Source organism: Streptomyces polyasparticus, assembly GCF_014493765.1.
Classification (GTDB): domain Bacteria; phylum Actinomycetota; class Actinomycetes; order Streptomycetales; family Streptomycetaceae; genus Streptomyces; species Streptomyces polyasparticus.
In genome coordinates this window covers 1-24,118 of the sequence record NZ_JACTVJ010000016.1, presented here as the reverse complement: position 1 = coordinate 24,118, position 24,118 = coordinate 1, and the positions used below count along the sequence as shown (strand labels likewise).

The 24,118-nt window shown below is 69.9% G+C and carries 19 protein-coding genes, 1 tRNA gene and 1 riboswitch; of the genes, 18 read left to right on the top strand and 2 right to left on the bottom strand.

The window, feature by feature from the left end:
* The first annotated feature begins 170 nt into the window (after positions 1-170).
* The 13 genes from H9Y04_RS29855 (at position 171) to H9Y04_RS29795 (ending at position 15,064) form a co-directional block, all read left to right on the top strand.
* Positions 171-1,121, top strand: coding sequence for a LysM peptidoglycan-binding domain-containing protein (locus tag H9Y04_RS29855; protein ID WP_187817204.1), 951 nt, complete (start codon positions 171-173; stop codon positions 1,119-1,121).
* A gap of 206 nt (positions 1,122-1,327) precedes the next feature.
* Positions 1,328-1,532, top strand: a riboswitch (cyclic di-AMP (ydaO/yuaA leader).
* A 3-nt stretch (positions 1,533-1,535) separates the two neighbouring features.
* A complete protein-coding gene (locus tag H9Y04_RS29850) occupies positions 1,536-2,240 on the top strand; it encodes a transglycosylase family protein (RefSeq protein WP_187817203.1) in 705 nt (234 codons plus the stop codon).
* Positions 2,241-2,589: 349 nt separating this feature from the next.
* Positions 2,590-3,876: a phosphopyruvate hydratase gene (gene eno / locus H9Y04_RS29845; protein ID WP_187817202.1), complete on the top strand. Its 1,287-nt coding sequence runs from the start codon at positions 2,590-2,592 to the stop codon at positions 3,874-3,876.
* Positions 3,877-3,992: 116 nt separating this feature from the next.
* Complete coding sequence (locus tag H9Y04_RS29840) at positions 3,993-4,490, top strand: FtsB family cell division protein (RefSeq protein ID WP_187817201.1); 498 nt, start codon at positions 3,993-3,995, stop codon at positions 4,488-4,490.
* Between the two features lie 115 nt (positions 4,491-4,605).
* Positions 4,606-5,154: a DUF501 domain-containing protein gene (locus H9Y04_RS29835; RefSeq protein WP_187817200.1), complete on the top strand. Its 549-nt coding sequence runs from the start codon at positions 4,606-4,608 to the stop codon at positions 5,152-5,154.
* The gene (locus H9Y04_RS29830; protein WP_187817199.1) at positions 5,151-6,098 is read left to right on the top strand and encodes a Ppx/GppA phosphatase family protein; all 948 of its coding nucleotides are present in this window, start codon (positions 5,151-5,153) and stop codon (positions 6,096-6,098) included. Before H9Y04_RS29835 ends, H9Y04_RS29830 begins: the two co-directional genes overlap by 4 nt.
* A 160-nt stretch (positions 6,099-6,258) precedes the next feature.
* Positions 6,259-7,557, top strand: coding sequence for an ergothioneine biosynthesis glutamate--cysteine ligase EgtA (gene egtA, locus H9Y04_RS29825; RefSeq protein ID WP_187817198.1), 1,299 nt, complete (start codon positions 6,259-6,261; stop codon positions 7,555-7,557).
* A complete protein-coding gene (egtB, locus tag H9Y04_RS29820) occupies positions 7,554-8,942 on the top strand; it encodes an ergothioneine biosynthesis protein EgtB (RefSeq protein WP_187817197.1) in 1,389 nt (462 codons plus the stop codon). Before egtA ends, egtB begins: the two co-directional genes overlap by 4 nt.
* Positions 8,942-9,757 (top strand): ergothioneine biosynthesis protein EgtC, encoded by an 816-nt coding sequence (gene egtC, locus H9Y04_RS29815; RefSeq protein ID WP_187817196.1) that lies wholly within the window; start codon positions 8,942-8,944, stop codon positions 9,755-9,757. The genes egtB and egtC overlap by 1 nt, the downstream gene beginning before the upstream one ends.
* Positions 9,739-10,701: an L-histidine N(alpha)-methyltransferase gene (gene egtD / locus H9Y04_RS29810; RefSeq protein ID WP_187817195.1), complete on the top strand. Its 963-nt coding sequence runs from the start codon at positions 9,739-9,741 to the stop codon at positions 10,699-10,701. The genes egtC and egtD overlap by 19 nt, the downstream gene beginning before the upstream one ends.
* Positions 10,702-11,101: 400 nt before the next feature.
* Positions 11,102-12,508, top strand: a complete 1,407-nt coding sequence (locus H9Y04_RS29805; RefSeq protein WP_187817194.1) for an NAD(P)/FAD-dependent oxidoreductase — start codon at positions 11,102-11,104, stop codon at positions 12,506-12,508.
* 293 nt (positions 12,509-12,801) lie between these two features.
* Positions 12,802-13,602 carry a DUF4253 domain-containing protein gene (locus tag H9Y04_RS29800; RefSeq protein WP_187817193.1) on the top strand — a complete coding sequence of 267 codons (801 nt, stop codon included), beginning with the start codon at positions 12,802-12,804 and terminating at the stop codon, positions 13,600-13,602.
* Positions 13,603-13,777: 175 nt separating this feature from the next.
* Complete coding sequence (locus H9Y04_RS29795) at positions 13,778-15,064, top strand: class I SAM-dependent methyltransferase (RefSeq protein ID WP_187817192.1); 1,287 nt, start codon at positions 13,778-13,780, stop codon at positions 15,062-15,064.
* Between the two features lie 123 nt (positions 15,065-15,187).
* Here H9Y04_RS29795 and H9Y04_RS29790 read toward each other — a convergent pair whose 3' ends face one another.
* Together H9Y04_RS29790 and H9Y04_RS29785 are read right to left on the bottom strand one after the other, a co-directional pair.
* Positions 15,188-17,740, bottom strand: coding sequence for an ABC transporter permease (locus H9Y04_RS29790; protein WP_187817191.1), 2,553 nt, complete (start codon positions 17,738-17,740; stop codon positions 15,188-15,190).
* Positions 17,741-17,781: 41 nt separating this feature from the next.
* Complete coding sequence (locus H9Y04_RS29785) at positions 17,782-18,552, bottom strand: ABC transporter ATP-binding protein (protein ID WP_187817190.1); 771 nt, start codon at positions 18,550-18,552, stop codon at positions 17,782-17,784.
* A 586-nt stretch (positions 18,553-19,138) separates the two neighbouring features.
* Here H9Y04_RS29785 and H9Y04_RS29780 point away from each other — a divergent pair.
* The 5 genes from H9Y04_RS29780 to lepB all read left to right on the top strand — a co-directional run bounded on the left by H9Y04_RS29780 (position 19,139) and on the right by lepB (position 24,040).
* Positions 19,139-19,221, top strand: a tRNA-Leu gene (locus H9Y04_RS29780).
* Positions 19,222-19,382: 161 nt separating this feature from the next.
* On the top strand, positions 19,383-20,477 hold the full coding sequence (locus tag H9Y04_RS29775) for a hypothetical protein (RefSeq protein WP_187817189.1): 1,095 nt from the start codon (positions 19,383-19,385) through the stop codon (positions 20,475-20,477).
* A 141-nt stretch (positions 20,478-20,618) separates the two neighbouring features.
* Complete coding sequence (locus H9Y04_RS29770) at positions 20,619-21,047, top strand: DUF4259 domain-containing protein (protein ID WP_187817188.1); 429 nt, start codon at positions 20,619-20,621, stop codon at positions 21,045-21,047.
* A 502-nt stretch (positions 21,048-21,549) separates the two neighbouring features.
* The gene (locus tag H9Y04_RS29765) at positions 21,550-23,121 is read left to right on the top strand and encodes a pectate lyase family protein (RefSeq protein WP_187817187.1); all 1,572 of its coding nucleotides are present in this window, start codon (positions 21,550-21,552) and stop codon (positions 23,119-23,121) included.
* Between the two features lie 253 nt (positions 23,122-23,374).
* Positions 23,375-24,040 (top strand): signal peptidase I, encoded by a 666-nt coding sequence (lepB, locus tag H9Y04_RS29760; protein WP_187817186.1) that lies wholly within the window; start codon positions 23,375-23,377, stop codon positions 24,038-24,040.
* Positions 24,041-24,118 lie beyond the last annotated feature (78 nt).

The following is a 24,118-nucleotide window of genomic DNA, read 5'->3' as shown; positions in this document are numbered from 1 at the left end:
CGCCCCGTCAAAACTGTGACTTTCACGTGATCTGCGCTGCATCGACTTGTGACTGACGTTCGAATGCGGCTACGTTCACCGCTTAGCTCAGCTACCACAGGAGGCTCAGGGCTTCGGCTCCGCGGCTTTCGGTGGTCCCTCAGCAGTGCAGTCACGCGAAAGGCGTTCACATGCTTTCCGGGAACGGTCGTCACCGTCGCCCCCGCCAGGCTCCCGCCCTGGTCGTCGCAGCCGGCGTGACCGGCTCCGCACTCGCTCTCCCGCTGCTCGGTGCGACGAGCGCGGGCGCGGTCGACGGCGGCAGCTGGGACCGCCTCGCCGAGTGCGAGAGCGGCGGTGTGTGGAGTGCGAACTTCGGCAACGGGTACTACGGCGGGCTGCAGTTCGACCAGGCGACATGGGAGCAGTTCGGCGGGCTCGACTATGCGCCCACCGCCGATCTGGCCAGCCGCGGCGAGCAGATAGCCGTGGCCGAGAAGGTCGTCGCGGCGCAGGGCACCCAGGCGTGGGCCACGTGCGCGCCGATCGCCGGCATCGCGCAGGAGAAGGGCACCGCCACGCCGGACGCCAAGGACCGCAAGGGCGCGTCCAAGGAGACGGACAAGACCGAGGACTGGGAGGGCGCCGACTCGGCCCCGCAGACCCCGGACCCGTCCGCGTCCGCCACGCCGGGTCTCGGCGACCTGCCGCTGTTCGGCGAGAGTGACTGGAATCTCGGCGGCTCCTCCTCGGCCACTCCGGATGATTCGGGCATTCCGGATGAGCTGCCCACTCCGGATGCCAGTGATTCCGCGAGCGACGAGGGCAAGTCCGACAAGTCCGGCGAAGATTCCACCACTTCGCCCGAGGACTCCTCCGGCCGCCACCGCGGCGACCGTGCCGCGGACGACACCGCCGACACCGACCGCGGCTCCTCGGGCCGGCATGCCTCGCGGGACGACGCGGAGCGCGACGCGGGCGGCGAGTACACCGTGCAGCCCGGCGACAGCCTCTGGGGCATCGCGGACGAACAGGGCGTCAAGGGCGGCTGGTCCTCGCTTTACGGCGGCAACCGGCTGGTCATCGGCGACGACCCGAACTTCATCCTGCCTGGTCAGGACCTGGACCTGGGGCAGAACTGACGCGCTAACAGGCGCACGGGCAACGGTCAGTTAGGCCGCGAATGTCCGTAATAAAGGAGCTTCGGGGGAAGTGAGAGATGGGTCTCATAGCCCCCGATTCTCTTTGTCTTTCCGGCGTTTGCCTGTTTACGGTCGTGACCGCTCGCCACTGGCGGGCCCCGACGACCGCACGCCGAATCCTGCCGGCGGTCGTACGGGAACAGTCGTCGCGTCATGCGCCGTAGGCAGGAGCGGGGGACCCAAGGTTTGTGCCGTGGGCGGCGGTTGAGAGACCGCCGACCCGGCTTGGGGTGAAGTGCCCGATAGCGAAACGTGGATACGTGAAGCGTAGATACGTGGAGATATCGGACACCGGGTACTCACTGCACCCGAACCCGACAGCTCACCTCGCAGGCGTCGGTGAGGGGAAACTCCATGCTGTTTTCGGGCAAGGGCACCGGTAAGCACCGTCGTCTGACCAAGAGCGAGAAGGCCGTCCGCGCCGTCACGCTGGCCGGTGTGGCCGGCACCGCGATCGCCGCTCCGCTGATGACCGCGGGCTCCGCCTCTGCCGCCACGTCCTCCGAGTGGGATGCGGTCGCGCAGTGCGAGTCGGGCGGCAACTGGTCGATCAACACGGGCAACGGCTACTACGGCGGCCTGCAGTTCTCGGCCTCCACCTGGGCCGGCTACGGCGGCACGGCGTACGCGCCCACCGCCGACCAGGCCACCAAGGAGCAGCAGATAGCCATCGGCGAGAAGGTCCTCGCGGGCCAGGGCAAGGGTGCCTGGCCGAGCTGTGGCGTGGGCCTGTCCAGCGCCTCGTACAGCGGCGGCGGCGCGGAGCAGAGCGCTCCGCAGCAGGAGGCCCCCAAGCAGGAGGCCCCCAAGCAGGAGTCCGCGCCGCAGCGCGAGTCCGCGCCGAAGGCCGACCGCTCGCAGCGCACCGTCGAGACCCCGACCGGTAAGAAGGTCGAGAAGGGTGACGGCGAGTACAAGGTCAAGTCCGGCGACACCCTCTCGAAGATCGCCGAGGCGCACGACGTCAAGGGCGGCTGGGAGAAGCTCTTCAAGCTGAACGACGACATCGTCGACGACGCCGACTTCATCTACCCGGGCCAGCAGCTCCACCTGAGCTGACCCGCCGGCGACCCCTGCGGGCCGGCCCACGCGTATTCCCCCCCACAGACTCCCGCCCCGGAGCGCCATCCCCCGTGCGCTCCGGGGCGGGGCCTTTTGTGCGGGGCCTTTCGCGCGGGCCATTTTGTGCGCGTGGCGAACAAAGCCGTGTCCGTCATGCCCGGATCGTTCCGTACCTGCCGGTAATAAAGGCGGCCGGGGCGAGGGTCTTCTGCCCCGTATTACGGGCCTTCGGGCCTCTTTTCGTCCCAGGGGACGGGCGGTCGGCTGGCCGATGCCTCAGGTCCGGTTAGGCTCTTGTCGCAAGGCCAAAGAGACCTGCACTTCTAGCGTCACATCCCAGAAGGAGATGCTCGTGCCGTCCATCGACGTCGTCGTAGCCCGGGAAATCCTGGACTCCCGAGGCAACCCCACGGTCGAGGTCGAGGTTGGCCTCGACGATGGCAGCACCGGCCGTGCTGCAGTTCCGTCCGGTGCCTCCACCGGTGCGTTCGAGGCTGTTGAGCTCCGTGACGGAGACGCCAACCGCTACCAGGGCAAGGGTGTCGAGAAGGCCGTTCTGGCCGTCATCGAGCAGCTCGGCCCGGAGCTCGTCGGCTACGACGCCACCGAGCAGCGCCTCATCGACCAGGCCATGATCGACCTGGACGCCACCGACAACAAGGGCTCGCTCGGCGCGAACGCCATCCTCGGCGTCTCGCTCGCCGTCGCCCACGCCGCCTCCGAGGCCAGCGACCTTCCGCTGTTCCGCTACCTCGGCGGCCCCAACGCGCACCTGCTGCCCGTTCCGATGATGAACATCCTCAACGGTGGGTCGCACGCCGACTCCAACGTCGACATCCAGGAGTTCATGATCGCCCCGATCGGCGCGGAGTCCTTCTCCGAGGCCCTTCGCTGGGGCACCGAGGTCTACCACACGCTGAAGTCCGTGCTGAAGAGCAAGGGCCTGGCCACCGGCCTCGGCGACGAGGGCGGCTTCGCCCCGAACCTGGGCTCCAACCGCGAGGCCCTCGACCTCATCGTCGAGGCCATCAAGCAGGCCGGTTACGTCCCCGGCCAGCAGATCGCGCTCGCCCTCGACGTCGCCGCCTCCGAGTTCTACAAGGACGGCAAGTACGAGTTCGAGGGCAGCTCCCGCTCGGCCGCCGAGATGACCGAGTACTACGAAGAGCTCGTCGCGAACTACCCGATGGTCTCCATCGAGGACCCGCTGTTCGAGGACGACTGGGCCGGCTGGAAGGTCCTCACCGACAAGCTGGGCGACAAGGTCCAGATCGTCGGCGACGACTTCTTCGTCACCAACCCGGAGCGTCTGGCCCGCGGCATCGAGGAGGGCTCCGCGAACGCCCTCCTGGTCAAGGTGAACCAGATCGGTTCGCTCACCGAGACCCTCGAGGCCGTCTCGCTCGCGCAGTCCAACGGCTACAAGTGCATGATGTCCCACCGCTCCGGCGAGACCGAGGACGTCACCATCGCCGACCTGGCCGTCGCCACCAACTGCGGCCAGATCAAGACCGGCGCCCCGGCCCGCTCCGAGCGCGTCGCCAAGTACAACCAGCTGCTGCGCATCGAGGAGATCCTCGACGACGCCGCGGTGTACGCCGGCCGCAGCGCGTTCCCGCGCTTCAAGGGCTGAGCACCGGCTCCGTCAGGGCTGATCACCGGCCCTGACTAGCCAGTCGTCGCCACGTCCCCGCACCCGGTCCCGTACCGTGTGCGGGGACGTACGCGTGTATACGGGGAGGCGAGGGCATGGGAGCGACGAAGGAACGGGACCGGTCCGCCGCCTTCTCGACGACCACCCGGATCCGGCTGCTCGGCGAGCAGACCGCCGCCCGCGTCTACCGCTCGCAGTCCCGCCGCCAGGCCCGCCGCTCCCGGCTCACCGGCCGTGCGGCGCTGCTCGCGCTCGTCGTCTGCTCGCTGATCGTGGCGCTCGCCTATCCCATAAGGCAGTACGTCGCCCAGCGCGCCGACATCGCCGAACAGGAGCGGATCCTCGAGGAGGAGCGCGCCGAGACCGAGCGGCTGCGCGACGAGAAGGCCCGCTGGCAGGACCCGGCCTATGTCGAGCGCCAGGCCCGCGAGCGGCTGCACATGGTGCGCCCCGGGGAGAGGGGCTACACCGTGGTCGACCCGTCCGCCGCCCGTGAGCGCCGCCCGCAGTCGAAGGCCGCCGCGGACCGCGCCTGGTACGTGAACCTCTTCGACGGCGTGGACACCATGGACCGGGCGGGCCGGGGCGACTGAGTCCCAAGCGCTCGAATTGGCCCCCGGGCCGGTTCTCCCGTACTTCTTGTACGTAGCTTCTTGTACGCCTTCCTGTACGCAGGCACCTTGCCGTACGACGACCGGAAAGACAGGCATGGAAACCCCGCCGCCCTCCACCCCGCGCACCGAGCCCACCGACGCCGACGTCGAGGCCTTCAAGCAGCAGCTCGGCCGCCCGCCGCGCGGTCTTCGGGCCATCGCGCACCGCTGCCCCTGCGGCCAGCCGGACGTCGTCGAGACCGCTCCGCGGCTGCCCGACGGCACGCCCTTCCCGACGCTGTACTACCTGACGTGCCCCAAGGCCTCCTCGGCCATCGGCACGCTCGAGGCGAACGGCGTGATGAAGGAGATGACCGAGCGCCTGAAGACCGACCCGGAGCTGGCGGCCGCCTACCGCGCGGCGCACGAGGACTACATCAAGCGCCGCGACGAGATCGAGGTCCTTCAGGGCTTCCCGTCGGCGGGCGGCATGCCCGACCGCGTGAAGTGCCTGCACGTCCTGGTCGGCCACTCGCTCGCGGCGGGCCCGGGCGTGAACCCGCTCGGCGACGAGGCCCTCGCGATGCTGCCGGAGTGGTGGCGCAAGGGCGCGTGCGTGACCACGGACGCCGTCCCCGCCGACGCCGCGGAGGCCGCTGAATGACCCGCGTCGCCGCCATCGACTGCGGTACGAACTCGATCCGCCTCCTGGTCGCCGACATCAGCCCCGAGACGGGCGAGCTCGTGGACCTGGACCGACGCATGACGATCGTCCGCCTCGGCCAGGGCGTCGACCGTACGGGCATGCTCGCGCCCGAGGCCCTCGAGCGCACCTTCGCCGCCTGCCGTGAATACGCCGCCGTCATCAAGGAGTTGGGCGCCGAGAAGGTCCGCTTCGTGGCGACCTCGGCCTCGCGCGACGCCTCCAACCGCGACGACTTCGTACGAGGGGTCCTGGACATCCTCGGCGTGGAGCCCGAGGTGATCAGCGGTGACGAGGAGGCTCAGCTCTCCTTCGCGGGCGCGGCGAGCGCGCAGTACGAGCGCGGGGACGCGCACCCCCTGCGCACCCTCGTCTTCGACGTCGGCGGCGGCTCCACGGAGTTCGTCCTCGGCAGCGAGAGCATCGGGCCGGCCACCGTGGACGCGGCCCGTTCCGTCGACATCGGCTGCGTCCGGCTCACCGAGCGGCACGGGCTGACCGGCGGCCCGCTCACCGACGAGCAGACCGCCGCCGTACGCGCCGACATCGACAAGGCGCTCGACCTGGCGGCCGAGACGGTCCCGCTCACCGAGGCCGACGTGTACATCGGCCTGGCGGGCACGGTCACGACCCTCGCCGGGATCGCGCTCGACCTGCCGGAGTACGACTCCACGGCGATCCACCGCTCCGTCCTCTCGTACCACCAGGTCAAGTCGGTCACCCAGCGCCTGATCACCGCGACGCACGACGAGCGCGCGGCGATCCCGGTCATGCATCCGGGCCGCGTGGACGTGATCTGCGCGGGCGCCCTGATCGTCCTCGCGATCATGGAGCGGACCGGAGCCCGGGAGCTCCTGGTGTCGGAGCACGACATCCTCGACGGGATCGCGCTTTCGGCAGCGTGAACGGTCGCGGGCCGTCACCCCACCACCGGATGAAGCACCTGCTCACCGGGGTCGGGTGACGGCCGCAGGCCCGGGGCCCTCTTGTGCGAACGGCCCGGATTGTCTTGGGTGGTTCGGGTCGCCCGGAAGGGACCGGGCCGAGAACCAGGAGGCTTCCGGCATGAGTGAGCCGGAGTGTACGACGCTCGGTGGGATCACCGAGGCGGAGGTGGAGGCCCTGGTCAAGGGCATCTGCTTCAAGACGGGCCCACCGCGCACGGTGGGTGTGGAACTGGAGTGGATCGTCCACGATCCGCACCGCCCATGGATCCCGTTACCCATCGCACGACTCGACGCGGCCTGCGCCGCACTGCGCGCCCTGCCCCTGGGCTCGGCGCTCACCATGGAACCCGGCGGACAGCTGGAGCTCAGCTCGCCGCCCGCCGCCACCCTCTCGGACTGCGTCTCGGCCATGCGGGCCGACCTCACAGCGGTCCGCGCCACACTCCAAGGCCACGGACTCGTCCTCGCCGGCCACGGCACCGATCCGTGGCGGCCCCCGAGGCGCGTCCTGCGCCAGCCGCGTTACGACGCCCTGGAAACCTCACTCGACCGCGCCGGACCGGCAGGCCGCGCCATGATGTGCTCCTCCGCCTCCGTACAGGTCTGCCTCGACGCCGGTTACGAGGAGCCGGGGCCGCTCGGCCACGGCAGACGCTGGGTGATGAGCCATCTGCTCGGCGCCGTTCTCGTCGCCGCGTTCGCCAACTCGCCGCTCCTTTCCGGCCGTTCGACCGGGGTGCGCTCCTCGCGCCAGTGGCTGTGGGAGCGCATCGACGCGGGCCGCTCGGGTGCGCCGCCGCTGGACACCTCGCCGCGTACGGCGTGGGCGCGGCACGTCCTGGACGCGCCGGTGATGTGCGTGCGGGCCGACGACGGGCCCTGGCACGTGCCGCACGGCCTCACCTTCCGCGAGTGGATCCGTGGCGGACTGCCGCGTCCGCCCACCCGCTCGGACCTCGACTACCACCTGACCACCCTCTTCCCGCCCGTACGGCCGCGCGGCCATCTCGAACTCCGCATGATCGACGCACAGCCCGGCGACGACGGATGGCTGGTGCCGGCGGCCGTGACGACCGCGCTGTTCGACGACCCGGCGGCCGCCGAGACCGCGTACCGCACCGTCAAACCGCTCGCCGAGCGCGCGGGCCCGGCCCCCGCGCCGCACAACCCGCTGTGGCGGGACGCGGCCCGGCTCGGCCTCACCGACCCGGAACTGCGCGAGGCGGCGACCGTCTGCTTCACCCTCGCCCTGGACGCGCTGGCGCGGATGGGCGCGGACGACGGCATACGGCAGGCGGTCGCGGACTTCACCGAGCGCTATGTCCTGCGGGGCCGATGTCCGGCCGACGACGCGCTCGACGGGCGACAGGACCTGCTTCGCGTACCGCCCTCGTACGGAAGGAACGTTCACTCATGAGCGCCGAGACGAGCGCCGAGACGAGCTCCGAGACAAGCACCGAGACAAGCACCGAGACGACGGCCGTCACCGACCCGGCAGCGCTGCGCGCCCGCGCGCTCGACGCGCTGGAGACCGCGCGGCGGCGGACGGCCCTGCTGACCGGCTGTGTCGAGGAGCCGGAACTGACCGCACAGCACTCGCCGTTGATGTCGCCGCTGGTCTGGGACCTGGCGCACATCGGCAACCAGGAGGAGCAGTGGCTGCTGCGGGCGGTCGCGGGACAGGAGGCGATGCGGCCCGAGATCGACCCGCTGTACGACGCGTTCGAGCATCCGCGCGCCGAGCGGCCCCGGCTGCCGCTGCTCCCGCCCGACGAGGCGCGCGGCTACGCGGCCGAGGTGCGCGGCCGCGCCCTCGACGTACTGGAGAAGGCCTCGTTCGCGGCGGACGGGGACGCGCGCCTCACCCGGTCCGGCTTCGTCTTCGGGATGATCGCGCAGCACGAACAGCAGCACGACGAGACGATGCTGATCACCCATCAGCTGCGCAAGGGCGCGCCCGTGCTCACGGCGCCCGCCCCCGAGCCCCTGGCGGCCCCTTTCGACGGGCCCGCCGAAGTCCTGGTCCCCGGCGGGCCGTTCACCATGGGCACGACGGCGGAACCATGGGCCCTGGACAACGAACGCCCGGGGCATGCGCGCCACGTGCCGCCGTTCCACATCGACACGACACCCGTGACGAACGCCGCGTATCTGCGGTTCATCGCCGACGGCGGCTACGACGACCCGCGCTGGTGGGCGCCCGCGGGCTGGGCGATGGTCCGCGAACACGGGCTGCGGGCGCCGCTGTTCTGGCGGTGCGAGGCGGGGCAGTGGCTGCGCAGGCGCTTCGGTGTCACCGAGGCGGTGCCGCCCGAGGAGCCGGTCCTGCACGTCAGCTGGTACGAGGCCGACGCGTACGCCCGCTGGGCGGGGCGCCGGCTGCCGACCGAGCAGGAGTGGGAGAAGGCGGCCCGCCACGACCCGGCCACGGGCCGGTCCCGACGCTATCCGTGGGGTGACGCCGACCCCACGCCGGAGCACGCGAACCTGGGCCAGCGCCATCTGCGCCCCGCGCCGGCCGGCAGCTATCCGCGCGGTCAGTCACCGCTCGGCGTACGGCAGTTGATCGGCGACGTATGGGAGTGGACGGCGAGCGACTTCCTGCCCTACCCCGGCTTCGTGGCCTATCCGTACCGCGAGTACTCCGAGGTGTTCTTCGGACCCGACCACAAGGTCCTGCGCGGCGGGTCCTTCGCGGTGGACGCGGTGGCGTGCCGGGGCACCTTCCGCAACTGGGACTATCCGGTCCGGCGGCAGATCTTCGCCGGATTCCGTACGGCACGCGACGGCGAGGAGGTCTGATGTGCCGGCATCTGGCCTACCTGGGGCCGCCGGTGCCGCTCGGCGAGGTCCTGAACGCGCCGCCGCACGGCCTGTACCGCCAGTCCTGGGCGCCGCGCCGGCAGCGGTACGGCACGGTCAACGCCGACGGGTTCGGGGTGGGCTGGTACGCGGACGGGGACCCGGTGCCCGCCCGCTACCGCCACGCCGTACCCATCTGGGGCGACGAGTCGTACGCGGACCTGGCCCGGGTGGTGCGCTCGGGCGCGGTGCTCGCGGCCGTACGGGACGCGACGGTCGCCGGGGCCGACGGCCAGGCCGCGGCGGCGCCGTTCGCCGCCGGGCGATGGCTGTTCAGCCACAACGGCGCGGTGCCCGGCTGGCCGCACTCCCTCGCGCCGCTGGTGCGTACGGTCCCGGCGGAGGAGCTCCTCTCCCTGCAGGCGCGCTGTGACTCGGCGTTCCTGTGGGCGCTCGTCCTGCACCGGCTCCGTACGGGCGACGACGCGGCGCGCGCGGTCGGCGACACCGTCCTGGAGGTCGCGCGGGCGGCGCCCGGCGCGCGGCTCAACTTCCTGCTCACCGACGGCGAGGCGATCACGGCGACCGCGTGGGGCGACACGCTCTGGTACCTCGCCGATCCGGACCCGGGCGAGGTCGATGTGGCCTCCCGGCCGTACAGCGCCATGCCGCGCCGCACCGTCGTGGCCTCCGAACCGTACGACGACGATCCGCTCTGGACCGAGGTGCCCGACCGCACCCTGCTCACCGCGGACCGGACCGACATCCTGCTGACCCCGCTCAAGGAGCCGTCCACGTGGCCGAGTTCGAACTGACCCGCACACTTCGCGAGGGCGCAGGCCGGGACGCGCTGCGGGCCGACGTCCTGCACGGCCTGACCCGGATGCCCAAGACGCTGCCGCCCAAGTGGTTCTACGACGCGCGCGGCAGCGAGCTCTTCGACGAGATCACCCGGCTGCCCGAGTACTACCCCACCCGGGCCGAGCGGGAGATCCTCCTCTCCCGCGCGTCCGGGATCGCGGCGGCGACGGGGGCGCGGACGCTGATCGAGCTGGGGTCGGGATCGTCCGACAAGACCCGGCATCTGCTCGACGCGTTCGAGGGCCTGGAGGCCTACATCCCCGTGGACGTGAGCGAGAGCGCGCTGCGGGGCGCCGCGCGGGCGCTGCGCCGCGAGCACCCCCGCCTCGCGGTCCACGCCCTGGTCGCCGACTTCACCGCACCGCTCGCCCTGCCTGCGGCGCCGGGGCCCCGGCTCGTCGCGTTCCTCGGCGGCACCATCGGCAATCTGCTCCCTGCCGAGCGCGGGGAGTTCCTCGCCTCCGTACGGGCGATGCTGTCGCCGGGCGACTTCTTCCTGCTCGGCACGGACCTGGTCAAGGACGAGCGGGTGCTCGTGACCGCGTATGACGACGCGGCGGGGGTGACCGCGCGGTTCAACAAGAACGTCCTGAGCGTCCTCAACCGGGAGCTCGGCGCCGACTTCGACCCGGGGACCTTCGAGCACGTCGCCGTATGGGACAAGAAGGAGGAGTGGATCGAGATGCGGCTGCGCTCCCTCGTGGAGCAGACCGTGAAGGTGCCCGCGCTCGACCTTGCCGTGGACTTCGCCGCGGGGGAGGAGCTGCGCACCGAGGTGTCCGCGAAGTTCCGGCAGGACGGGGTGCGTGAGGAGGTGCGCGCCGCCGGGATGAGGCTGACCCACTGGTGGACGGATTCCCAAGGCCGGTTCGCGTTGTCGCTCAGTACGGTGTCCTGACAGACCCCGCAGCCGCCTTTGAATCGATGGCGAAGGGCCGGAAGGGGGTCTTCCGGCCCGTCGTCCACAGGAACTTCGTGAAGTTCTTCACAAGGAAATGGCGCCCCCTGGGTGAACAAGTCGGCCCCGGAGTCCGAATCGGGGACATGATCAAGGTGTTCGCCTTGATTCCGGTGCGTTCCGCACGGGTGACGGTGCGGTGAACGAGGGCGGTGGTCCACCCCGCCAACCCCCGGGAAACCCAGCTCAATAGGGGTGAACAACGTTCTCCCGTACACCATGGTTCCCTCGCGTGGCCATGAGCTGCATCACGCGGGCCGCGCAGTGTAGCAGAGGGGCTGGGGAACCTTGTGAAGGGGCGCACGAGCGACCCCCGCCACCCGGGTGGATACTCGATGGCATGAGCACCACGGAGCGTCCCAGGATCCTCGTAGTAGGTGGCGGGTACGTAGGCCTGTACGCAGCGCGACGCATTCTCAAGAAGATGCGTTACGCGGAAGCGACCGTCACGGTCGTCGACCCGCGCTCGTACATGACGTATCAGCCCTTCCTCCCCGAAGCTGCTGCCGGCAGCATCTCGCCGAGGCACGTCGTCGTACCGCTGCGACGCGTTCTGCCCAAGGCCGAGGTGCTCACCGGTCGCGTCACGAACATCGACCAGGACCGCAAGGTCGCCTCCATCGCCCCGCTGGTCGGCGAGGCGTACGAGCTGCCCTTCGACTACCTGGTCATCGCGCTCGGAGCCATCTCCCGCACCTTCCCGATCCCCGGCCTCGCCGAGCAGGGCATCGGCATGAAGGGCATCGAGGAGGCCATCGGCCTGCGCAACCACGTCCTCGAGCAGCTCGACAAGGCCGACTCCACCAAGGACGAGGAGGTCCGCCGCAAGGCGCTGACCTTCGTGTTCGTCGGTGGTGGCTTCGCCGGCGCCGAGACGATCGGCGAGGTCGAGGACATGGCCCGCGACGCGGCCAAGTACTACAACAACGTCTCGCGCGAAGACATGCGCTTCGTGCTCGTGGACGCCGCGGACAAGATCCTTCCCGAGGTCGGCCCCAAGCTCGGCCAGTACGGCAAGGAGCACCTGGAAGGCCGCGGCATCGAGGTCTACCTCTCGACGTCCATGGACTCCTGCGTCGACGGCCACGTGGTGCTCAAGAACGGCCTCGAGGTCGACTCCAACACCATCGTGTGGACCGCGGGCGTCAAGCCCAACCCGGCGCTGCAGCGCTTCGGTCTGCCGCTCGGCCCGCGCGGCCACGTCGACACCCAGACGACCCTCCAGGTCCAGGGCACCGACTACATCTGGGCCGCGGGCGACAACGCCCAGGTGCCGGACCTCGCCGTCGGCGAGGGCGCCTGGTGCCCGCCGAACGCCCAGCACGCGCTGCGCCAGGCGAAGGTCCTCGGCGACAACGTGATCTCCGGTATGCGGGGCTTCCCGCAGAAGGAGTACAAGCACGCCAACAAGGGTGCGGTGGCGGGCCTCGGCCTCCACAAGGGCGTCGCGATGATCGTGATGGGCAAGATGAAGATCAAGCTCAAGGGCCGTCTCGCCTGGTACATGCACCGCGCGTACCACGGCATGGCGATGCCGACGTTCAACCGCAAGATCCGCGTCTTCGCGGACTGGACGCTCGCGATGTTCCTCAAGCGCGAGGTCGTCTCGCTCGGTGCTCTCGAGGCGCCGCGCGAGGAGTTCTTCGAGGCGGCGCGTCCCGCCCCGGTGGCTCAGACCTCCGCGGACCGGCCGCCGGCCGCGGCTGCCGCCTCGGCCCCGTCGTCGGAGAAGGCCAAGGCCTCCTGACGTAACGCAGCTCCAGCTCACGCCCGAAGGGGCCGCCCGCCATCCGTGGTGCGGGCGGTCCCTTCGGCGTTTGCGGGCGGGTGCGGCGGCGCTGCGTGCGCCGGTCGGCTCGCGTTGCGGGTGCGGCGGCGCTGCCTTCGCCGGTCGGCGTGCGCTCCCGGCGGGGTGCGGGCGTGGCCCCGCGGGTCCGGATGCACCTGCGGCGGGCCTCCTTCCCCCACCTCGCCCCTTCCCGGAACCGGGGGCTCTGCCGCCACCGGGCGCTGTCAGTGGTGCGGTCTACCGTGCGATCCATGTCGCTTCCGCCCAAGGCGTTCCCCTTGCCCGACAGGCTGCCTCCCGGCCGGTTTCTTCCCCAGGGGCCGGCGGGTGTGTGGACCTCCGATGCGTTTCCCGAGGACGCCGCCCTGCAGTGGCCGTATCTGCTGAGGGCCCAGCGGACCCACGGCCTTGTGCCGCTCCTGTGCCGGCCCGACGTTCTGGGCGCGCCTCTCGGCCTCCAGCACGTCGACGCCCTGGAGCTTGAGGCGCGGCTTGCGGTGGACTTCGCGGAGTACCGCCGCGAGCGGCTGCCGTACTGGTCGGATCCGACGCCTGTGCCCGTACCCGAGGACGTCGAGCCGTGGCCGCACGACCCGGGGCCGCCTTACGAGCGGTGGCCGGGACTGGCCCCGGCGATGTCGGCGGCGGGCGTCTCCGAGTCGCCGGAGAGCGCCGCGTGCGGCGTGGTGGCCGGGATGGCCGAGGCGGGGGAGCACGGGCTCGCGGAGTGCCGGCTCGTCCTCGTTCCGGCCCGCCGCAGCGCTGACGTTCCCGCCCTGCTCGGCTGGCAGGCGGACGCGCCGCTGCCCCTGCTGTGCGCACTCCTGCGCAGCTGGGAGGACCGGTTCGGGGCGCGGGTCGTCGCGTTGACCGGCACTGAGCTGCATGTCTCCGTCGCGCGTCCGCCGCAGGACGCGGAGCACGCCGGGCTGCTCGCCCTGGAGCATGTCCTTTCGACGGCCGACAACATCGTCGACGATCCACCGACACCGTTCCCCGAGTACGCGGGGAGCCTGCCGGGGCGCACCCGTTGGTCGTTCTGGTGGGACTAGGCAGTCGGCGGCCCGACCCGCGCGAAGTGTCGCGCCGCGCGGGCCCCGACAGGCCACCTGCCGGGCCACCTGCAGGCCCACCCATGGCCCCCAATAGGCCCCCCGGGCTTGAAATCGACGTCCGTGGTGTTTACGTGAGTGAGGAACCGTTCCGAGACAGGGAAGGTGATCCACCATGCCGGACGCCGCGCAGCGGCTGACCACACTCGCCGGGCAGCTATTGGGGGCCGAACTCCCCGTACGGCTGCGTGCCTGGGACGGCAGCGAGTACGGCCCCCCGAACACTCCCACCCTCGTGATCCGCCACCGCCGCGCCCTGCGCCGCATCCTCTTCAAGCCCGGCGAACTGGGCCTCGCCCGCGCCTGGGTGGCCGGTGAGATCGATGTCGAGGGCGATCTGTACGCGGCGCTCGGCGCCATCGCCGGCCTCGTCTGGGAGCGCGACGACCTGCCGGGCCCGTCGCCGCGCGATCCGCACACCCGTGCCGCCGTACGCGAACTCGTCCGCCTCGCGGGCCCCTTCCCGCCCCCGCCCCCACCGCGCGAAGAGGTACGCCGCCGCACCGGCGCCCTGCACACCAAGATCCGCGACCGCCGGGCCATCAGCCACCACTACGACGTCGGCAACGACTTCTACGAGCTGGTACTCGGCCCGTCCATGGTCTACTCGTGCGCCTACTGGGACTCCCCGGACGGCACCCTTGAGGACGCACAGCGCGACAAGCTCGAACTGGTCTGCCGCAAGCTCGACCTGAGACCGGGGCAGCGCCTGCTCGACGTCGGCTGCGGCTGGGGATCGATGGCCCTGCACGCCGCCAGGGAGCACGGCGTGAGCGTCGTCGGCATCACGCTCTCGCGCGAGCAGGCCTCGTACGCGAACAAGCGCATCGCCGACGAGGGCCTGGCCGATCAGATCGAGATCCGGGTGCAGGACTACCGCGACGTACGGGACGGCCCGTATGACGCGATTTCGTCGGTCGGGATGGCCGAGCACGTGGGTTCGGCCGGATATCTGGAGTACGCGCGCGATCTGCACGCTCTGCTCAAGCCCGGCGGCCGGCTGCTCAACCACCAGATCGCCCGCCGCCCGCAGGACGACGAATCGGCGTACAGGATCGACGAGTTCATCGACGCGTACGTGTTCCCCGACGGCGAGCTGTCCCCGGTCGGCAGCACGGTCACGCAGCTGGAGAGCGCCGGCTTCGAGGTGCGCGACGTCGAGTCGATCCGTGAGCACTACGCCCTGACCCTGTGCCGCTGGGTGGCGAACCTGGAGGCGAACTGGCCCGAGGCGGTACGGCTTTCGTCCCCGGGCCGCGCCCGCGTCTGGCGCCTGTACATGGCGGCGAGCGCGCTGGCCTTCCGGCGCAACCGCATCGGCGTGAACCAGGTGCTCGCCGTACGGACCCCGCCGTCGGGGGAGTCGGGGCTGCCGCTGCGGCCACGCGTCTGGGCGGGCTGAGCGCCACCTGAGCCCCGGCCGCGCACCACCAGGGCACGGCCGCGCACCACCGGAGCACACAGGCCGAGGGCCCGACTCCCCACCACGGGAAGCCGGGCCCTCGGCCGCGTACAGCAGGAGTGGTCACTCCGCCTTGATCGCGTCCAGCATGTTCAGCTTGGCCGCGCGGCGCGCCGGCCACAGGGCGGCGAGGACGCCGACCACACCGGCCAGGGCGAGGAAGATGCCCATCCGGCCCCACGGGACGACCAGCGTGTACGTGGTCAGCGCGGACCTGAGCAGCTCACCCGTGGCCCAGCCGAAGAACAGGCCGAGCCCGATGCCGAGCACACCGCCGAACACCGAGATCGCGATGGCCTCCAGGCGGACCATCCGCTTGATGCCCTTGCGGTCGAGGCCGATCGCCCGCAGCATGCCGATCTCCTGCCGGCGCTCGAACACCGACATGGCCAGCGTGTTGATCACGCCGATCACCGCGACCAGGACGGCCATCGCGAGCAGCCCGTACAGCATGTTGAGGATCATGCTGAACATGCCGCCGATCTCCTTGGAGATATCGGCCTTGTCGTCGACGGAGATGGCCGGGTTCTCGCCGAGTGCCTTGACCAGCTTGTCCTTCGTGGCCTCCGAGACCCCGTCCGAGGTCTTCAGCATGACCTGGAAGTCGGCCTGGGTCTTCATGTGCGGGGCGATGACCGAGGTGTCGACCATCAGGCCCTTGATCATCTCGTTGCCCTCGTAGACACCGACGATGTTCAGCTTGCCGCGCTTGCCGTCCTCGTACGTGACGTCGACGCTCTGGCCGTTCTTCCAGCCGTACGCCTTGGCCGTGTCGCTGTCGACGACCGTGTTGTCCCCGGTCAGGTTCCAGCCGCCGGCCGCGAAGTCCAGCTTGACCAGGTCCTCGATGGTCTTGCCGTTGACGCCGATCAGCTGGTCGGCGCGGGAGCCGCCGTCGGTCGTGAAGACCTTGGCGGGCGACATCCGCAGCGGGGTCGTCGCCGTGACGCCGTCCGTCTTCGCCAGGGTCTTCTCGACCTCGGGCGACAGCGGCGACTGGTTGGACATCGACACCACGTAGTCGCTGCGCAGCGCCTCGGTGGCCATCTTGTCGATGGACTTCTGCAGGGTGCCGGCGATGACCGTGATGCCGGTGAGCAGCGTCAGGCCGATCATCAGGGCCGAGGCGGTCGCGGCGGTACGGCGCGGGTTGCGCACCGCGTTCTGCCGGGACAGCTTGCCGGAGATGCCGAAGGCCTTCAGGAGCGGCGCGGCCAGGCCGATGACCGGGCGGGACAGGAGCGGGGTGAGGACGAAGATGCCGATGACGAGCAGGGCGGCGCCCAGACCCATGGGCAGCTTGGCGTCGGATGCGGACATCGTGCGTCCGTAGAGGACGGCGGCGATGCCGAGGCCGCTGAAGACCGCACCGATGGTGTTGCGGACGACCAGGCCCTTGGTGGTGGGCGTGGCGTGCAGCGCGTTCATCGCGGCTACTGGGGGGATCTTCGCGGCGCGGCGGCCGGGCAGCCAGGCCGAGAGCATCGTGACGACGATGCCGACGGCGAACGCGGAGACCACCGTGGCCGGGGCGATGACGGTCGGGCCGTCGGGCAGACCGACGTTGGTGCCGAGGATCGAGCGCATCCCGACGCCGATCCCGATGCCCGCCGCGAGACCGATCACGGCGGCGACCAGGCCGACGAAGAAGGCCTCGGCCAGGACGGAACGCGTGATCTGCTTGCGGCTCGCACCCACCGCGCGCATCAGCGCGATCTCCTTGGAGCGCTGCGCGACCAGCATGGTGAAGGTGTTGGCGATGATGAAGATGCCGACGAAGAGCGCGATCCCGGCGAAGACCAGCATGAAGGTCTTGATGCCGGAGGTCTCGGCATCGATGGTCTTCTCCTGGTCGGCGATCAGCCGGTCCGCGGTGTCCAGGTCCGCCGTCTTCGGCACGGACGCGGCCAGCGCGTCGCGCAGTTCGGCCTGGCTGGTGCCGGGGGCCGCGCTCACCTGGATCTGGTCGTACTCGCCGGGGGCGGCGAACTGCTTCTGGGCCGTGGCGTTGTCGAAGGCGACGAGGGTGCCGCCGGCGGAGACCGAGCCGTTGTCGTCGGCGTCGAAGATGCCCACGATCTTCGGGGTGATCACGGGGCCGTTGACGGAGAGCCTGACGGTGTCGCCGACCTTGTAGCCCGCGCGGTCGGCGGTCTTGGCGTCGAGCGCGATCTCGTTCGCGTTCGTGGGGGCGCGGCCCGAGGTCATCGGGTAGCGGTCGTCCTTGCCGTCCTTGCCCGGCAGGTAGTTGGTGCCGGTGGAGGCCCACCCGTCACCGACGAGCTTGCCTTTCTTGTCGGCGACGGCGGTGTATCCGGAGATCGAGCCGGTCGCCGACTTCACGCCCGTCGTCTCCTGGACCTTGTCGAGCAGGTCCTGGGTGAGCTTCGGGGCCTGGCCGGGCTTGCCCTCTTCGTCGTTACGGCCCGTCTTGGGCGTGATGACGACGTCGACGTCCTTGTAGTTCGTCGAGGCGTTGTTCTTGATGGCCTGGGAGACGGAGTCGGTGAAGACCAGGGTGCCGGACACGAAGGACACGCCGAGCATCACGGCGAGCACGGTCATCAGCAACCGGGCCTTGTGCGCGAGCACATTGCGCAAGGCAGTACGGAACATGGGAAGTCTCTTGTCTCTGTACGGAGTCGGCTGCTTGACGGTCAGCTGGTGCGGCCCTTGGCGTCGAACCGCTTCATGCGGTCGAGCACCGAGTCGGCACTGGGCTCGTACAGCTCGTCGACGATGCGGCCGTCGGCGAGGAAGACGACGCGGTCGGCGTACGCGGCCGCCACCGGGTCGTGGGTCACCATCACGACGGTCTGGCCGAGCTCGCGCACGGAGTTGCGAAGAAAGCCGAGGACCTCGGCGCCGGAACGCGAGTCCAGGTTTCCGGTGGGCTCGTCACCGAAGATGATGTCCGGCTTGGACGCGAGCGCCCGCGCCACGGCGACGCGCTGCTGCTGGCCGCCGGAGAGCTGGGACGGCCGATGGGACAGGCGGCCGCTCAGCCCCACCATGTCGATGACCTGCTGCACCCACTGCTTGTCGGGCTTGCGGCCCGCGATGTCCATGGGGAGCGTGATGTTCTCGTACGCGGTGAGGGTGGGCAGCAGGTTGAAGGCCTGGAAGATGAACCCGATCTTGTCGCGGCGCAGCTTGGTGAGCTGCTTGTCCTTGAGCGACCCGAGCTCGGTGTCACCGATGCGTACGGAGCCGCTGCTGAAGGAGTCGAGCCCGGCGACGCAGTGCATCAGCGTGGACTTGCCGGAACCGGAGGGGCCCATGATCGCGGTGAGCTGCGCCTGCTGGAACTCGACGCTGACGCGGTCCAGGGCGACCACCTGGGTCTCACCCTGGCCGTAGACCTTGGACAGCTCGGTGGCCCGGGCGGCTACGGCGGTGGCCTGGCCGGTGAGGGGGAAGGTGGTCACGGGGGCGGACTCCTGTCGGGACGGGGGCGAGCCTCCGGGACTTCTCGGGCTCGGAGACTTCTGGGACTCGGACCGGAACTTCTGGGGCTCGGACCGACTCGTCCCATCGTCGCCGCGTAAATCCCGCGTGAAGTCAGCCGCAGCTCTGGTTCCCGCCGCCCTCTTCAGGCTGACGGACAGGGCCCTGGGTCATCCCCAGGTATGACGGTCATCCCTGAGACGCCTCGTCCTTCTGTACGGGGTGGGGAGGCCTGCCGTACGGGGTGGGGATGTTTTCCGTACGGGGGTGGGGAAGGGGGCGGTCCGCTTGGGCGGGGGCCGGGTTCCGTGCGGGTGGGGGCCGGATTCCGTCCGGGCGGGGACCGGATTCCGTCCGTGCGGGGGTCTGGTTTCCGTCAATCCTGTGCGCGCCGGGGTGCGCCTGGGGAGTGAGCGCGGACCGCACACACCATGCGCACTCGACCATCCGTCACATCTGACGCTCCGTCAGTCGTCAATAAAATAAGACAACATCGGTCTGTCGTTGCGCTGTTCGGGGGATGTGTCCGGATAGGCTCGGACTCCGCTTCAGGCGTTCCCGCGGCCTGCCCGGATGGTGGAATGCAGACACGGCGAGCTTAAACCTCGCTGCCCCTCGGGGGCGTACCGGTTCAAGTCCGGTTCCGGGCACCTTCGCAGGGTGCGGGTTTGGCGCAGTGGCCGCGATCGCTGGTCCTGATCATGGCCCTCCTGCACCCCGCTGGTTGCAGTTCTGGTTGCGATTCCGGGTCCGAGGCCTCATTGGGGCACCTTCCGTACGGCCCGTTCGAAGCCCTGCATAGGGTGATCACATGACGCAGATGTTGCCGTCCGTGATCGCGGAGACCGAGGCCTTGGCCGTTGCCGGGACTGGGTTCCATCGATACGGGATGGGATCAGCGCTCATCGGGGCTGGGCCGGAGGCAACCGTCGTCATCGTGGAGTCCGGGGACCATCCGGAAGTCAGTGGCGTGCAGGACTCCAAGAGGGTGTTGCTCAGCGGAAGTGCCGATCCAGCGCTCTGTTCACGTTTCGACTTCTGGGCCCCACTGCCCATCCACGTCTTCGCGCGCGTGGAGCGTGGCTGCCTCCCCTTGGGTGTCGCCCGGTGCAGGGGGCAGACGGATCCGTTCGACTACGCAAGTTTGGAGCTCCTTCAGCCGCTGTCCCGCGAGCTACTGAACGTGGTCCGTCCCGTCCCCGCTCGGGGGCCGGTGCCGGATGTCGACTGGGTGGATCTCGTGGACTCGGATCCGATTCGGGCTCTGGAGTCGTTTGTCCTGGGTTGGTTTCCGGCCGAGGAGCCGGCGTCGGCCAAGGAGGGGGACGCGGCGGGCGAAATAGGCCAACTGCCAGAAGCGCTGGCCGCCTTCTACCGCCTGGGCCGCTTGCGTCCAGCTCTCCATAGGTTCCCCGATTGGGTACCTGAGCAGCCCGAACGCAAGCACGGACCAAGCGGTGACCGGTTGGTTTTCGCTGTGGAGAATCAGGGCTGCAGGGACTGGTCCATTCCGTGGGCCGCGGATGCGCCGCGGGCGGCTGATCCCGAGGTGTGGCTCACAGAGGACCCTCACTTCGGGCCGGAGGTGGTCCTGGAGGAGGAACCGCTCAGCCGGTTCCTTCTCCAGTTCACCCTCTACGAAGCCTTGAACTCGGCACCGTTCCAAGCGTCGACCTTCGTTATGCCGACAACACGACTTGGCCCCTTGTGGAGCATGCTGCGCCCGGTGCCCTTGAGCCCGTTTCTGCCGGCCTACACGGCCGAGAAGTTCTTCGTCGCCCCGGGACTGCTCATGGCAGCCAGCATGGACGACGATGAAGCGGTCGTGGGTTTCGGCGCTCTCCACCGCGCGACCTTGACGCCTCTCATCGACCACGGATTTCGCTGGTTGCACTTTGACGGGTGAGCGGTGAGACCTCGTCGGTGAGATCTGCTTGCTTGTGAGCGAGACCCCGACGATCAGCGACGGCCTGTTCGTTCTTCGCCGCCCGAGATGGTGCTTCCCGCCAGTGCGATGATCCCCGCACAGAAACACGAGGAGATCACCATGGGCACCTGGGATATCGGCCCGTTCGACAACGACACCGCTGCGGACTTCGCGATTGCGCTCGACGAGGCAGAGCCCGAGGGGCGATTGAACCTGATCCGCAACGTCCTTGTTCGCACCGCCGACGCCACCGGCTATCTGCAGGAAGCGCAAGAAGCAGTAGCCGCTGCAGCGCTGATCGCAGCACAATGCCCCGGCGCCGAACCTCTCGACTCGGTTCACGAGCCGGAGAAGCCCCTGCCGGACTTCCCTGCCACCCTTCGCGTACTCGGCGCTGAAGCCCTCCGGCGCATACTCGATGACGCGTCCGAGGGTGACAGTTGGGTGGACCCAGCTGTCGAGCGGCGTTGGCGCATGTCACTCAGCCGTCTTGTCTCGGTACTTGACCCGCCGCCTCCCACCATTCCGCTCTTCGACGTGGGGCCTTGACTCTCCCCGCCAGTCGTAGAGCGAGAGCCAGACCTCAAAGGATTCCAGGTAGCCCCGCTCAGTTGCACCCATGGTTGCAGTTCACCGTCGTACGCGATCAGCCGTATTCGAACGCCGTTGCAGGACGCCCCAGCCCGCGAACCCCAGCGAATCGAACGGGATCATGTTCCAGCTGGCTTAAACCTCGCTGCCCCTCGGGGGCGTACCGGTTCAAGTCCGGTTCCGGGCACCTTCTCTCGCTGCCGCGCCGGCTCCTCCCGACCGCGCAGGCCCCTGTTGTGCCGACCCCCCTGTCGCGCCGCGGTCGCCTCTCCGTCGAGCTACCCCATCCCTCCCGCCCTGCCTGGTTCATCCCCGCCGTTCGTTCAGATATCAGAACACCATTCAGCTGCACGACCATTGACGTGTACCCGACGCGCCCCTAGCTTGCCGGGTGGTAAGCGCTTTCTCCTGCGCCTGGGAGCCGTAACACCCAGCATTCGACGACGAATTGGGGACGACGATGGGACGAGCAAGAGCACGCCGGGCTCGTGGAGCCGTAGGGGCGTTGGCCGTCGCCGCGGTGGCCGCGGCCGGGGTCGTGGTGGCGATGCCGCAGGCGTCGGCCGCGGTCGGCGGCGTCACCGGCTTCGCGAGCCAGAACGGCGGGACCACCGGCGGCGCGGGAGGTGCGACCGTGCGCGCCACCACCGGGACCCAGATCCACGCGGCCCTGTGCAACCGGGCCGACAGTGCCACGCCGATCACGATCCTGGTCGAGGGGACCATCAACCACGCCAACACGGCGAAGGTCTCGGGCGAGAGCTGCAACACCGCCGACGGTGTCATCGAGCTCAAGCAGATCAGCAACGTCACGATTATCGGCGTGGGCAGCGGTGCCGTCTTCGATCAAGTCGGCATCCACATCCGTGAATCGAAGAACATCATCGTGCAGAACGTGACCGTCAAGAACGTCAAGAAGTCGGGTTCGCCGACGTCCAACGGCGGTGACGCGATCGGCATGGAGAGCAACGTCCGCAACGTCTGGGTGGACCACGTCACCCTGGAGGCCTCGGGCGGTGAATCCGAGGGCTACGACGGGCTGTTCGACATGAAGGACAACACCCAGTACGTGACCCTGTCGTACAGCCTCCTGCGCAACTCGGGCCGCGGCGGCCTGGTCGGCTCCAGCGAGACCGAGGTCTCCAACAACTACCTCACGTACCACCACAACCGGTACGAGAACCTCGACTCCCGCGTCCCCCTGCTCCGCGGCGCGACGGCGCACATCTACAACAACCACTACGCGGGCATCAACGAGTCCGGCATCAACTCCCGCGCCGGCGGCAAGGCGAAGGTCGACAACAACTACTTCGAGGATTCCAAGGACGTCCTCGGCACCTTCTACACGACCACGACCGGGTATTGGCAGGTCGGCGGCAACACCTTCGACAACGTGACCTGGTCCAGCCCGACTTCCGACTACAGGCCGGCCGGTCCCGATCCGAAGTCCACCACCACCATCAGCGTGCCGTACGCCTACACCCTGGACTCCGCCTCCTGCGTGCCGGATGTGGTGAGCCGTACCGCCGGTGCGGGCAAGGGACTTCAGGTCTCGGACGGCAACTGCACGCCGCAGTCGCCCGACCCGACCACTCCGGCCCCGACGACGCCGAACCCGACCACGCCCGGTCCCACCAGCCCAGCCCCCACCACGCCACCGCCGAGCGGGACCAACCTCAGCATCGGCGCCGGGTCCGACGGTTCCAGCAAGGCCGACGGCACCAGCTACGGCAACGTGCGGGACGGCAACATGGCCACGTACTGGTCACCGGCCGGCACCACGGGGTCCGTCTCGGTCAAGTGGGGCTCCGCCATCACCGTCTCGAAGATCAACATCCGGGAGGCGGCCGGTGCCACCGGGCGCATCGGCGCGTACCGCGTCCTGAACGGCGACACGGGTGCCGTGCTGGCCTCCGGCAGCGGCGCGGGCGTCATCACCTTCCCGGCGGCCACCCTCAGCAAGATCACCTTCGAGATCACCGGGGCCTCGGGGGCGCCGCAGATCGCCGAGTACGAGACGTACGCGGGCTGAGAGCAGGAGGTGCCCTCGTCGTGACGTGAGTGAATCCGCGCCGCCCTGTACCGGCGCGGGTTCACTCACGCCTGTACCGGCGCGGGATCACCCGCGTCACGCCCTTGGTCGCCGAGGCCCCCTTGGTCCGGTACGGGCCGGATGTCCGCGCAGGTGCGAGGGGGTCCTCCCGTGGTCTACCCTCGCCCGGCCCTGCCCGGAGGCCGGGCGGGATCAAGGGCCCATGGCCTCGAGGTGATCAAGGGAGAGGCGCATGCGAGAAGCGGGGAGAGGGCTGCGGATCGCCGCGGGGGTGCTGGTGCCGCTCGGGGTCGTTCTGGCCGCGGGTTTCGGGTTCGTGTACGCCCGGTTCGGGGGCGTCACCGTCATGAGCGACGCGATGCGGCCCACGTACATGCAGGGCGAGCAGCTGGTCGTCGAGCGCGTCGGGGCCGATGAGATACGTACGGGCGATGTCGTGCTCGTCGACGTGCCGGGGCGTCCCTACGGCGGGCCCACGCTGCAGCGCGTGGTCGGCGTCGGCGGTGACGAGGTGTCCTGCTGCGACGGCGGACGCGTCAGCGTGAACGGGCAGGCGCTCGACGAGCCGTACGTGGAGGACGGCGAGCCCGCCGCGGGCAGCGAGCCGTATGACGTGCGGGTGCCCGAGGGGCGGCTGTTCCTGCTCGGGGACCACCGGGGCAACGCGAACGACTCGCGCTTCTTCCTGGACGACGGGCAGAGCGGCACGGTCGCCGCCGGCGATGTGCGCGGCCGGGTGTGCGAGGGCTGTGATGCCGTGCCGGTGCTCCTGCTCGCGACCGGGGCGGGCGGCGCCGTGAGCCTGCTGGCGGGCATCGGCCTGGGGATCGGCGGATACGTGACGGGACGCAGGGCGCGACGCGCGCCGGTCCCTGTCGGGGCGTGGCCGGGGTACTGAACGAAAGTCGAACGAGGACCGGCCGGAGTGCTGAACGAGGACCGGCCGGAGTGCTGAACGAGGACCGGCCGGAGTGCT